This is a genomic window from Nocardia sp. NPDC003693 (assembly GCF_053981095.1).
Map to the genome: position 1 here is coordinate 268,744 of NZ_JBSFNO010000001.1, position 12,480 is coordinate 281,223.

11 protein-coding genes are annotated in these 12,480 nt (G+C 69.7%); 7 read left to right on the forward strand and 4 right to left on the reverse strand.

The annotated features are described in order from the left end of the window. Window positions 1-36 precede the first annotated feature (36 nt). On the reverse strand, window positions 37-1,044 hold the full coding sequence (locus tag ACWDOP_RS01405; protein ID WP_456343371.1) for a 2Fe-2S iron-sulfur cluster-binding protein: 1,008 nt from the start codon (window positions 1,042-1,044) through the stop codon (window positions 37-39). Between the two features lie 76 nt (window positions 1,045-1,120). Here ACWDOP_RS01405 and ACWDOP_RS01410 point away from each other — a divergent pair, with 76 nt between their 5' ends. The 4 genes from ACWDOP_RS01410 to ACWDOP_RS01425 are packed head-to-tail and all read left to right on the forward strand — an operon-like array spanning window position 1,121 to window position 5,260. Continuing rightward, a complete protein-coding gene (locus ACWDOP_RS01410; protein ID WP_456343372.1) occupies window positions 1,121-2,533 on the forward strand; it encodes a class I adenylate-forming enzyme family protein in 1,413 nt (470 codons plus the stop codon). Next, a complete protein-coding gene (locus ACWDOP_RS01415; protein WP_456343373.1) occupies window positions 2,511-3,416 on the forward strand; it encodes an acyl-CoA dehydrogenase family protein in 906 nt (301 codons plus the stop codon). Before ACWDOP_RS01410 ends, ACWDOP_RS01415 begins: the two co-directional genes overlap by 23 nt. After that, window positions 3,403-4,491, forward strand: coding sequence for an acyl-CoA dehydrogenase family protein (locus ACWDOP_RS01420; RefSeq protein WP_456343374.1), 1,089 nt, complete (start codon window positions 3,403-3,405; stop codon window positions 4,489-4,491). Before ACWDOP_RS01415 ends, ACWDOP_RS01420 begins: the two co-directional genes overlap by 14 nt. 1 nt (window position 4,492) lies before the next feature. Next, window positions 4,493-5,260, forward strand: coding sequence for an enoyl-CoA hydratase/isomerase family protein (locus ACWDOP_RS01425; RefSeq protein WP_454204972.1), 768 nt, complete (start codon window positions 4,493-4,495; stop codon window positions 5,258-5,260). A gap of 137 nt (window positions 5,261-5,397) precedes the next feature. On the opposite strand, the gene ACWDOP_RS01430 is transcribed toward ACWDOP_RS01425, so the two are convergent. Beyond that, window positions 5,398-7,446: a CocE/NonD family hydrolase gene (locus ACWDOP_RS01430; RefSeq protein ID WP_456343375.1), complete on the reverse strand. Its 2,049-nt coding sequence runs from the start codon at window positions 7,444-7,446 to the stop codon at window positions 5,398-5,400. A 287-nt stretch (window positions 7,447-7,733) separates the two neighbouring features. Here ACWDOP_RS01430 and ACWDOP_RS01435 point away from each other — a divergent pair, with 287 nt between their 5' ends. Next, window positions 7,734-8,837 carry an AraC family transcriptional regulator gene (locus ACWDOP_RS01435; RefSeq protein WP_456343376.1) on the forward strand — a complete coding sequence of 368 codons (1,104 nt, stop codon included), beginning with the start codon at window positions 7,734-7,736 and terminating at the stop codon, window positions 8,835-8,837. On the opposite strand, the gene ACWDOP_RS01440 is transcribed toward ACWDOP_RS01435, so the two are convergent. After that, window positions 8,822-9,007 (reverse strand): hypothetical protein, encoded by a 186-nt coding sequence (locus tag ACWDOP_RS01440; RefSeq protein WP_454204969.1) that lies wholly within the window; start codon window positions 9,005-9,007, stop codon window positions 8,822-8,824. The two genes, ACWDOP_RS01435 and ACWDOP_RS01440, sit on opposite strands and share 16 nt — an antisense overlap. 32 nt (window positions 9,008-9,039) lie before the next feature. After that, complete coding sequence (locus tag ACWDOP_RS01445) at window positions 9,040-9,804, reverse strand: SDR family NAD(P)-dependent oxidoreductase (RefSeq protein ID WP_456343377.1); 765 nt, start codon at window positions 9,802-9,804, stop codon at window positions 9,040-9,042. A gap of 53 nt (window positions 9,805-9,857) precedes the next feature. On the opposite strand from ACWDOP_RS01445, the gene ACWDOP_RS01450 reads away from it, so the two are divergent. Further along, window positions 9,858-11,285 (forward strand): class I adenylate-forming enzyme family protein, encoded by a 1,428-nt coding sequence (locus tag ACWDOP_RS01450; protein WP_456343378.1) that lies wholly within the window; start codon window positions 9,858-9,860, stop codon window positions 11,283-11,285. Further along, window positions 11,278-12,426, forward strand: a complete 1,149-nt coding sequence (locus ACWDOP_RS01455; protein ID WP_456343379.1) for a thiolase family protein — start codon at window positions 11,278-11,280, stop codon at window positions 12,424-12,426. The genes ACWDOP_RS01450 and ACWDOP_RS01455 overlap by 8 nt, the downstream gene beginning before the upstream one ends. The last annotated feature ends 54 nt before the right edge of the window (window positions 12,427-12,480 follow it).

Here is a 12,480-nt window from a genome sequence, read left to right on the forward strand (position 1 = left end):
CCGGGCATCAGGCGGTGACGAGTTCGCGCCTGCGCCTCACTCGTAGTCGACCGTGATCGAGTCGGTGTCCGGAACCGCCTGGCAGGTCAGGACATACCCCTCGGCCAGTTCGCCGTCGGTGAGGGCTTCGTTCCGCCGCAGCGTGGCGTGCCCGGAGGTCACCTTGGCCATGCAGGTCGCGCAGTTGCCGGCCTCGCAGGAGAACGGCGGCGCCAGGCCCGCGCGCCGCGCGCTCTCGAGCAGCGTCTCGCCTTCCTGGCGGGGCACCGACTTCTTCTTGCGATTGAGAATGATGGTGACCGTGCCGGTGGGCGGGGCGGGCCGGTCCGGTGCCGCCGCGACGGCTACCCGCGGCGCGGGCGCGCCGAAGCGTTCGCTGAAGACCGTTCCCCCCTCGGGCACCGCGAGCTCGACCATCTCCATGAAAGGTTCGGGGCCGCAGATGTAATGGTCCGCGGCCGCGTCCTCGCCGACGAAGGCGCGCACGGCCTCGGCGTTCAGGAAGCCGCCGGCCGAATCCAGGTGCCGGACCACCTCCAGCCTGCCCGGGTGGCGAGCGACCAGGTCCGCGAGAACGTGCTCGAAGATCATCGAGTCGGCGTCGCGGTCCGCGCAGAGCAGGCGAATCCGGCGGCCGGTGGTGGCCAGTGCCGATTTGGTCAGCGACAGCAGCGGGGTGATGCCGCTGCCGCCGCTGAACCCGAGCAGTGGAACATCGGTGTCGCGCAGGCAGAAACGGCCCGCCGCCTGGGCAATCTCGATCTCGTCGCCCTCGGTGAGGTGATCGTGCATCCAGTTCGAGACCGCCCCGCCCGCAACGCGTTTGACCGTCGTGGTGAATTCGGCGTCGGTCTCGGGCGCACTCGACATCGAATAGGAGCGGTACAGCGCCCGCCCGTCGATGGTGACCTTGAAGGTGCAGAACTGCCCGGCCCGGTACGGAATCGGCGCGGTGTGCGGGGCCAGCACGAAGGTCCGGGCGTCGATGCTCTCCTTGACGATCCGGGTCACTGTCGCGCGTTGGAACGCGGGTGTTCTCGCCATGAACCCTCACCTCCTGGTATTAAGATTCTATCAATGTGAGAATATGATTCTCCTACACGAGACGGGATCTTCTCAAATGTCATCCGGGGTTGCGGCGGCGGCGCTCGCCTTCGAAGGGCGCGATTACACCCGCGCCGAAATCGACGCGCTCGCCGCGGGTCTGGCGCGCGAGCTGTCCGGCGACGGCATTCGCGCCGGAGACCGGGTGGCCGTGATGTCCTCGAACCGGCCCGAGTTCGTCGTCGCCGTCCTGGCGCTGTGGCGGATCGGCGCGGCGGCCGTGCTCATCAGCCCGGCCTACAAGCACGACGAGGTCGCGCACGCGCTGAAGGTCACCGGCACCGTGCACGGTATCGGTGATCAGCCGGTCCTCGCCGACCTGCTGCTCACGCGCCACCTGGACGAACCGATCCGCCCGTCGGACAAGCTTTTTCCGGACCCCGACCCGGCCGCCGACGCGGTGCTGGTGTTCAGCTCCGGCACGACCGGTATGCCCAAGGCGGTCCGCCACACCCACGGCTCCCTCGCGACCGCGGTGCGCCAGTGGCGGGAAGTGCTCGCGCTCACCGCCACCGACCGGATGCAGATCGCCACCCCGCCCTCGCACATCCTGGGCCTGCTTAATATCGTCACCGCCCTGGAGGCGGGCGCGTGGCTGCGCCTGCACCGGCGCTTCGATCTCGGCACCGTGCTGGCCTGCATCCAGGACGATCGGATCACCGTGGAGATGGCGGTCGCGCCGATAGCGCTCGCGCTGGCCGGACATCCGAATCTCGAGCAGTACGACCTGAGTTCACTGCGCTTCATCATGTGGGGCGCGACGCCGGTGACCGCCGCGGTCGCCGAGACCGTCACCCGCCGCTCCGGCGTGGGCTGGCTGCCCGCCTACGGCGCGAGCGAGCTGCCGGTCATCGCCTGCAACCCGATCGGCGCGGCCCGCCTGGACAGCGTCGGCAAACCCGCGCCCGGCGTGACCATTCGCGTGGTCTCCCGCGAGACCGGTGAAGCGCTGCCGGACAACGAGATCGGCGAGATCCAGTGCCGATCGGACTCGGTGATGGCCGGGTACCTGCCCGCCGAGGCCACCGCCGACGCCTTCGACGACGGCTGGTACCGCACCGGCGACATCGGCCGAATCGACGGCGACGGCTGGCTGCGCATCACCGACCGGGCCAAGGAAATGATCAAGGTTCGCGGCTTCCAGGTCGCGCCCGCCGAGATCGAGGCCGTGCTGCTGGAACACCCTGCGGTCACCGACTGCGCCGTCTTCGGCGAACCGGACGCACGCGACGGCGAGGCGATCGTCGCGGCGGTGGTCACCACCGCCGAGGTGCCCGCAGCCGAGCTGGTCGATTTGGTCGGCGCCCGCCTGGCCACCTACAAGCGACCCCATCGGGTCGTGTACGTGCCCGAAATCCCGCGCCTGCCCTCGGGCAAAGCGCTGCGGCGAGTCCTCAAGGAGAACCATGGACGTCCGGCTGACCGATGAACAACGCCAATTGCGCACCGCCGCCGCGCGATTGGCCGACGAACTGGGTCCGGGCAGCGTCGCCGGCCTCGACGACGCGCAGCGCCGCGAGCGCCTGGACAAAGCGGTGGAGACCAGCGGCTGGCGGTCCCTGCGCTCCGACGGCGCCTCGGGCGTCGAAGTCGCGCTGGTGGCCGAGGAATTCGGGCGCGGCCTGGTAGACGTCGCGTTCCTGGGACCGGTGCTCGCCGATGACCTGCACGGGCGGCCCGAGGGCGACGATTCGCGCTGGACCGTCGCGGTGCGGGACCGGGCCATCGACGCGCGCGGCAGCGACCGGGTCCTGCTCCTCGAGGACGGGGAGCTGCTGTGGGCCCGGACCGGCGACCTCGCCGCCGGCGCGGACCTGACCCGCGACGCTGCCCTGGTGGCGGGCCACCGCGAACCGCTCGGGGTGCTCTCGCGCGACCAGCAGGCCCAGTGGCACGCGCTGGCGATCACCGCCACCACGGCGGACCTGCTCGGCGCGGCCCGGGGCGCCCAGCGACTGGCGGTCGACTACGCGAAAGTCCGGGAACAGTACGGACATTCGATCGGGTCGTACCAGGCCGTAGCCCACCTGCTGGCGGCCAACCAGGCGCTGATCGAAGGGTCGATCAGCGTGCTGCGCTATGCCGCCTGGGCGGTGGACGAGTTGCCCGCGCCCGACGCGTTGCGCGCCGCGCGCGTGGCCAAGCTCTATACCGCGCGCGCCGCGCGCACGGTCTGCGAGACCGCGATCCAGGTGCACGGCGGAATCGGCAACACCTGGGAGTGCCTGGCGCACGTCTACCTGCGCCGCGTTCTCACCTCCACCGAACTGTTCCCCGTCGGCCTGAAGGAGATCGACCATGGACTTTCGTGACTCCCCTCGGGAAGCGGACTTTCGTGCCCGCCTGCGCACCTGGCTCGCCGCGACCGCCGGCGAGTTCCCCACCGCGGGCGACGACTACTGGGCGCGCCAGGGCGAATGGCATCGCGCGCTGTACGGCGCCGGATTCTTCGGCCTGTCCTGGCCCCGCGAGTTCGGCGGGCAGGACCTGCCGCCGGTCTACGACGTCATCGTGGACGAGGAACTCGCCATCGCGGGCGCCCCGCCCCGCCCGAGCCTGGGATACCTGGTGCAGGGGCTCGGCCGGCACGGCGACAAGGACATTCAGCGGCGCTTCCTGCCCGGCATGATCGACGGCACCCAGCGCTGGTGCCAGGGTTTCAGCGAGCCGGACGCCGGGTCGGACCTGGCGTCGTTGCGCACCACCGCCGTTCGCGACGGCGACCACTACGTCGTCACCGGCCACAAGGTTTGGACCAGCTACTCCGATGTCGCGGACTGGTGCCTGCTGCTGGCCCGCACCGACTCCGATGTGCCACGGCACAAGGGCATTTCGGCGTTCGTGATCTCCATGCACCAGCCCGGTGTGGTGCAGCGGCCGTTGGGCATGATCAACGGGGTCACCCGCGAGTTCGGGCAGGTGAGTTTCGACGCTGCACGCGTTCCGGTCGAGAACCTGATCGGCGCGCCCGGCGACGGCTGGCGGCTGGCCATGACCGTGGTCGGTCACGAGCGCGAGCCCTCCACCCTCGGCTACTCCGCGCGCTACGGAAAACTGGTGCGCCAGTTGCTCGCTCGCGCACAGGACGAGGTGCCCGAGGATCTGGCCTGGGCGGCGGTGGAGACCGAGATGCTGCGCCTGCACGTGCGCCGCCGGCTGTCCGAACAACTCGACGGCGTCACCCACGGCCCCGACGGATCCCTGGACAAGTTGCTCATGACCTGGGTCGATCAGGCGGTCGGGCACGCCGCGCTCGCGGTCGGCGGCACCTCGGATCCCGATCTGCTGTCCGCGTACTTCTACAGCCGCGCGCAGAGCGTGATGGGCGGGACCTCGCAGATTCAGCAGAACATCATCGCCTCACGCATTCTCGGACTAGGAGTTTGACATGTACGACCTGCCGGCAGAGATCGACGTCCGGGCCGACGGCCCGCTGCGCATCATCACCCTCAATCGGCCCGACGCGCTCAACGCCGTCAACGACGACCTGCACACGGGCCTGGCCCAGCTCTGGTCCCGGCTCAACGACGACCTGGACGCGCGCGTCGCGGTCATCACCGGCGCGGGCAAAGCCTTCTCCGCCGGCGGCGATTTCGCGTACCTGGCCGAACTGGGTCGGGATGCGCGCCTGCGCGCCAAGACGATCGCCCACGGCCGCGACATCGTGCTGGGGATGGCACGCTGCCGGGTGCCGCTGGTCGCGGCCGTCAACGGCCCCGCCGTAGGCCTGGGCTGTTCCCTGGTCGCGCTGAGCGACATCGTCTACATGGCCGAGACCGCCTACCTCAAGGACCCGCACGTGCAGGTGGGCCTGGTCGCCGCCGACGGCGGACCGCTGACCTGGCCCCTGCACACCAGCCTGCTGCTGGCCAAGGAATACGCCCTCACCGGCGCGAAGATCCCCGCCGAGCGCGCACAGGCCATGGGTCTGGCCAATCACGTTGTCGCTGATCCCCTCTCGGAGGCCCTGGCCTGCGCGAAGCGGATGCTCGAACTTCCGCGCCAGGCCGTGGAGTCCACCAAACGCCTGCTGAACCTGCACCTGGAACGCGCGGTGCTGGCGACCCTCGACTACGCCAACGCCGCCGAGGATCTGTCCTTCCAGACCGAGGACTTCCGCGCGACGATCGCGCGCCTCACCGCCCCGCGTTCCTGACCCGCATCGCTCGCGGGGTCTCGGCCGGTGGCGGATGGAACCGCATCGTTCGGCCCGTCATCGAGCGGGTCGGCGTCCGCAGCGCGGGCGCTCACCGCGCCGTGTGAACGCTCGCACGACGCGGTGAGCGGGCCGAGTCAGTCCGGGATCGCCGCGGTCAGGGCGATATTGACCCAGCTGGGCGCGCTCGGATCCAGCCGCAGGTGCTCGGGCTTCAGGCCGGAGTCGGCCAGGAACATCAGGGGCGGCAGACCTTTGGGGAAGTTGCTCGCGAAGATGTTGACCCGCAGCCGGTGGCCGGGCTGCAGCACCGCGTCGATCGGGGTGAGGCCGATGTCGAGGGTGACCGGCTCACCGGGAACGGTGGGCTGCCGCCGCTCGAGATCGAGGAAGTACTGCGGCTCGGTGTAGTCGCCGTTGGCGGAGGTCTTGCTGGCCGCGTCGTCGATCTGACGTAGCGAGGAGACCAGCTGCCCGGTCGCGATCTGGTTGGAGGTGCCGTCGGGCGCGACGTCGTTGACCGTCGCGACCCAGTAGCCGTCGGCCGCGTCGTGAACCACGTTGAGGTGCACGTTGATCGGGCCGGACACGGTGGTCGCCGCGCTGACCGGGGCGCTGGTGAAGCTCAGTCCGTCGTGTTCCCAGATGCGGGAGTCCTTGCCGCAGGCGTCCAGCAGCGCCGTCACGCCCGCGCTGATCCGGGCGACGTCGCGCCCGCACAGGCTCAGCAGGCCCGGTGCGACGGTCAGATCGCGGGGCTGTGCCTGCAGGGGATTCTCCGACAGCCCGCCGTCGTAGATCGAACCCCCGGCGGTGCCCGACGGTGAGTCGTTGAGGTACACCCGCCGGTAGGTGACCTCGGCGCGCGGGAACTCCGCGGCGTCGGTCCAGCCGCCGCCCTGCTGCTTGACCACGATCGGCGCGTAATCCTCGATGCCGTTGTCGATTCCGCGGAGCCAGTGATCGAACCAGGCGCGCTGCAGCACATCCAGGCGGGGCGGCATCCCCGGCTCGCCGAAACCCGCTACGCCGGAACCGATGTGGTAGCCGTCGCCCATGATGAGCTTCTTCTGCTCGGCGGGCAGCGGAATCGAGTTGAAGGTGTCGGTCGGGCTGGTGCCGAAGATGTCGAACCACGCGCCCACCATGAAGGTCGGCACCCGGATGTTGCCGACCTTGGCCTTCAACCCCTGCCGGAAGGGCGAATTCGGGTCCATCAGGCCGCGCGTCTGCGGGGTCAGCTGATCCGGGGTCAGCGCGGTGTAGCCGTTGACGACCATCTCGACCAGGGTCAGCGGGTCGGCGATGCGGTCCCGGAGCCACTTCGCCTGCTGTGCGGGATCGAACTTCCCGACCGCCAGCGCGGTGAGATCGGGAATCATCTTGAGCGCGTTGACGCCCAGCAGCCACGGCACCAGGAAGCCGACACCCACCGCGCCGCCGGGCCCGGCGATGTCGTCGAAGATATCGGCGCTGCCCTCGTAGGCGAAGACGGCTTTGAGCCCCGGCGGCATCCGATCGGTGGCCTCGATCGCGCTGATCGCGGTGAACGAGATCCCCATGGTGCCGACGTTGCCGTCGCTCCAGTCCTGCCGGGTGATCCAGTCGATCACCTCCGCGACATCCTGCTTCTCGCGATCACCGAAGACCTGCCAGCTGCCCTCGGAAGTGCCGGTACCGCGCAGATCGACCTGCACCAGGGTGTACCCGGCCTCGGCGAGCGCCCAATCCTGTAGCGCTGCTTCGACCGCGCCCGAGTCGAGCTGGCGGGTCATGTCGAACAGTCCGTCGATCCCGACCCCGGGCAGGTTGATCGAGGCGATCCAATCCTCGAGCGGCTTCTTGATGCCGAGGTCGTCGGCGGAGGCCAGCAGCGCCTGTCCGACCAGCATCGGGAGCTTGCCGTAGCCCTGCATCTGCAGGATCACCGGCCGGCGGCCGTCGGGCCGCCGGCCGTCGCGCGCCGGATGGATGATGTCGGCCTTGAGCACCGTGCCGTCGCTCATCGTGATCGGCACCGCGAGATCGGGTGCGACGCCGTTGTAGGGCTGCGGACCGTTGAGCGCCGAATTCCACTGTGCCGCTCGGTCTCCGCCGTCGATCGCGGTGAACCCCCCGTTCGGTTCACCGAAGGCCGTCGGCGTCAAGAACGGCACGGTCCCCAGCGCCACCGCCGCCACCACCATGCCGCGAACCGCGAACGACTTCGTTCGCCTCCCAGCCCTCATCCTGTGGTCCACCTCTCATTCGATTCCTGAGCCAGATTGTTGCTACCGGCGGGTAAAGACGACTCGTTCCTGGGCGACATCCTTTTACCCCTACGCGACATGGGTTGTGCCATATGTCGAAGTCTCGGCGTGTTCGGGCCGGTGAAACCGCAGGTCGTGGCTGAGACAATCGCGACGGGTCTTGTCGCGCGGTGCGCCGGTGGATACGCTGCGAAACCACTTCGACATGGTTGGTGGGGTTGCTGATGGCGACGATGGGGCGGGCCGCGACACTGCGCGGGTTTCGCGAACTGGTGGAAGAGCTCGGCGGTGACGGCGTCGCGCTACTGCGGCGTTTCGGCATCTCCCCGGACGCCGTGAACTCCGATGACGCGGTGGTCTCCTCGGAGTCCATGGGCTGGGCGCTGGAGATCGCCGCGACCGAACTGCGCTGCCCCGACCTGGGTTTGCGCCTGGCCGAACGCCAGGATTTCAGCGTGCTCGGCCCGCTCGGGGTCGCCCTGCTCAACGCGCCCACCGTCGGCGCGGCGCTGGCCTGCGCCCAGCGCTACCTGTACACCCACCACGCCGGCATCTCGGTCGAGTTGTGCGCCGATCCCGAGCAGCAGCCGGGCGTCATCGCGCTGAACTATCGCGACATGGCCGAGGTGTCGGCCTTCAGTCAGGGCATCGACCACGGCGCGGGATTTCTGCATCGGTTCGTGTGCCACGGCGTCGGTGGCGCCTACGGGCTGCGGATGGTGCACCTGCCGCACCCGCCGCGGGCACCCGTCGCGCGCTACGCCGAATTCTTCGGTGCCGAGGTGCGATTCGACATGCCCACCACCCTGCTGCGGTTCCCCGCGGATCTGCTCGCCCGGCCCATGCTCGGCAGCGACCCGATGCTGCACACCCTGGCCATGGACTATTTGGCGCGCAACTACTCCGAGCTCGGCCGGACCATGACCGCCAGGGTGCGCCTCGCCGTCGACCGCGCCTTCCTCGAATCCACCGCCGACATCGCCACGGTCTCGCAGATGCTGCACACCGGGCCCCGGACCCTGCAGCGTGCGTTGTCCAGCGAGGGAACGACTTTCACGGCGGTCCTGGACGCCGCTCGTCGCGATGCCGCCTACCGGCTGCTCTGCGAAACCGATCTTCCGCTGAGTCGCGTCACGGTCCTGATCGGGCTGCGGGAGCAGTCCGCGCTCACCCGCGTGGTCAGGCGCTGGTACGGGCGCACACCGCAGGAGATACGGGCCGAGGGCCGGGCCCGGGCGATGGCTGACAAAGCCGGCGCCGGCCGACCCTCCGGCTCATCGCCGGATCCGGTTCGGGCCCTTCGGGAAACGCGTCAGCCGCCGAAATGAGGCTGATCGGCGGGGACGAGGTGGGCCGCTTCGGTCAGCCGGCGCTTGGCCTGATGCTTGCGCGCGCAGACGGTCGCGGGACAGGTCAGGTGCTGCTGCATCACCCGGTGGGCGGTGTCCACGGTCATCACCGGAATGGGCGAGTGGTCGGTGGGGGGAAGGTCGTACATCGTCGGTGTCCTTCCGGCGGAGGAGGATTCGGCTATTTGGGCGGGAACCGCAGCGCTGCGTCGAGTCGGATGACCTCGCCGTTGAGGTAGTCGTTGTCGATGATCGAGGTGGCGAGCCGGGCGTACTCCGCCGAGCGGCCCAGGCGCTTGGGAAACGGGATCTGCGGGCCCCAGTATGCGGCCAATTTGTCGCCGTTCTTGCCATAGGCGGGCGTGTCGATCATTCCGGGCGCGATGGTGACCACGCGGATGCCCAGCGGCGCCAGATCACGGGCGGCGACCAGGGTCATGCCGACCACGCCGCCCTTGGCCGCTGCGTAGGGAACCTGGCCGACCTGACCCTCGTAGGCGGCGATCGAGGCGGTGTTGATGATGATGCCGCGCTGATCCTCGTCCAGGGGTTCGGATTTCGCGATTCCGGCGGCCGACAGGCGCAGCACGTTGAAGACGGCGGTCAGATAGAACTCGATCGTGGTGCGGAAACCCTCGAGACCCAGGGCCGAGCCGTCACGGCCTACCAGACGGCCGCCGCTGGCCGGCCCGCCGTGGGTGTCGACCGAGATGCGCAGCGGCGCCAGTGATCGCGCCTCGTCGATCGCGTCCTGCACCGACTGTTCGTCCGTGGCGTCGGTGCGCACGTAGCGCACGCCCAGTTCGCGTTCGAGCTCCTTACCCTTCTCGTCCGCGACGTCGGCGACGACCACTTTCGCGCCGCCGGCGTGCAGCCGGCGCACGGTCGCTTCGCCGAGTCCGCCGGTGCCGCCGACGACCAGGGCCGAGCAGTCCTGTATCTGCATGTGGTATTCCTCTCTTGCAACTACCACTCTCCAATTGTGAGAATAATGTTCTCATGAACATCGGCATGATCCTAGACATGGCCGCCGCGGGCGGCGATCACCCCGTCGTGACCGCGGGCGAGCGCTCGCTGTCCGCCCCCGAACTGCTGGACCTCGCCCAGCGCGCCGCGACCCGGCTGCGCGGGTTCCCGGCGGTGCTCTACCTCGGCACCAGCCACCCGGCCTATCCCGTGGCCCTGTTCGGAGCCGCCGCCGCGGGAATTCCCTTCGTACCGCTGAACTATCGGCTCGGCGAAGAACAACTGGCGGCGCTGCGCGACCGGCATCCCGGCGCGCTGGTCCTGGAACAGAACGACCTGGACGCGTTCCTGGCCGATGTGGCGACCGCGGACCCCGTCGATCCGGACCCCGCCGACGAGGACGCAGTAGCCGCGATCATCTACACCAGCGGCACGACCTCCGCGCCCAAGGCCGCCCTGCTCCGGCACCGCCACCTGACCGCGTATCTGATCAACACCGTCGAATTCGGTGCGGGCATCGGCCAGTCCACGCTCGTCTCGGTGCCCCCGTACCACATCGCGGGTCTGACGAACCTGCTGTCGAACCTCTACTCCGGCCGCCGCGTGGTGTACCTGCCCGCCTTCGATCCGGAGAACTGGCTGGAAACCGTTCGCCGCGAGGGCGTTACGCACGCCATGCTGGTGCCGACCATGCTCGCGCGCATCGTCGCGACCGTCGAGGGCGACGACGCGCGCACCCCGACGCTCGTCTCGCTCGCCTACGGCGGATCCCGGACCCCGCGACCGGTGCTCGAACGAGCCCTGCGCGTGTTCGGGTCCACGGGATTCGTGAACGCCTACGGGCTCACCGAGACCGCGTCCTCGGTCGCGCTGCTCGGTCCCGAGGACCACAGGACGGCCGAGGCGTCGAGCGATCCGGCCGTCCGCGACCGGCTCGGTTCGGTCGGCCGCCCGCTGCCCGGTATCGAGATCGAGATCCGCAGTGAGGCAGGCGAACCCGTAGATGCCGGGACGACCGGACTGGTCTTCGTGCGCGGCGAGCAGATCTCCGGCGAATACGGCGACCGCAGCGTGCTCGACGCGGGCGGTTGGTTCCCCACCCGGGATCTGGGCCGACTCGACGCCGAGGGCTACCTGTTCATCGAGGGCCGCGCCGACGACACCATCATCCGCGGCGGCGAGAACATCGCGCCCGCCGAGATCGAGGACGTGCTGCTGGAATTCCCCGGCATCTCCGAAGCCGCGGTGATCGGCGTCCCCGATCCCGAATGGGGACAGCGCCTGGTCGCCGTGGTGGTGGGCGCCGGCGATCCAGAGCAGATCCGCGACTGGGTCAAACAGCGGCTGCGCTCGTCCAAGACCCCCGACGCGATCGTCTTCCGACCCGAACTGCCCAAGACCGACACCGGAAAACTGCTGCGGCGCACGCTCGTCGCCGAAATGGAGTCCTCCCATGCCTGACGCCGTCATCGTCTCCGCGCTCCGCACCGCGATCGGAACCGCCCGCAAGGGCACCCTGCGCGACACCAACGCCTTCGACCTGGCCCGGCACGTGGTGGGTGCCGCCGCGGACGGACTCGGCGGTGAATACCGCGTCGACGACGTCGTTCTCGGCGAGGGCCGCTACGGCGGCGGCGTGCTGGCCCGGCACGCGGCGGTCACCGCGGGCCTCACCGGCGCGCCCGGCCTGGCCCAGAACCGGCACTGCGCGGCGGGTATGTCCGCGGTGCAGACCGCCGCGGCGAACATCCGCGCGGGCATGTCCGAGCTGATCATCGCCGGCGGCGTGAACTCCGACTCCACCGCACCGCGCGCCCGCTTCAAGGTCGGCGAGGACGAGTGGATCGACCCCTGGGTCTCGCCGAGCCACCCGGACCGTCCCGAGGCGCCGTGCATGGACATGTCCATCACCGTCGGCTGGAATACCGCTGTGCGCGTGGGCATTTCCCGCACCGAGCAGGACGAGTGGGCGCTGCGTTCGCACCGCAACGCCATCGCCGCGATCGACGAGGGCCGCTTCAAGGAGGAGATCCTGCCGATCACGACTCCGCACGGGGTCTTCGATACCGACGAGCACCCTCGCCGCGACACGACGCTCGAACGTTTGGCGGCGCTCAAGCCCCTGCATCCGGAGATCGACGGTTTCTCGGTCACCGCGGGCAACGCCAGCGGCGCGAACGACGGCGCGGCGGCCCTGGTGGTGGCCAGCTCCGACCTGGGACTGCCCGCGCTCGGGGTGATCCGCAGCTGGGTCTCCATCGGTGTCGATCCCGCCGAGACGGGCCTGGCCCCGATCGAGGCCATCACCCGCGCCGCCGACAAGGCCCGCATCTCGCTGTCGGAGGTGTCGTTGTTCGAGATCAACGAGGCCTTCGCCTCGGTTCCGGTCGCGGCGGTGCGCGCGCTGAACCTCGATCCCGATCGGGTCAACTACAGCGGCAGCGGCTGCTCGCTCGGCCACCCGGTGGCGGCGAGCGGCGCCCGCATGATCGTGACGATGGTGCACGAGTTGCGCAGGCGCGGTGGCGGTTACGGCATCGTCGCGATGTGCGCGGGCGGCGGCATGGGCTCGGCCACCGTCATCGAGGTGCCCGCGCCGTGAGTGTGACGGCGGGGTCCGGTCCACGATCGAGAAAAGAGCCGAGATGCACAGTGC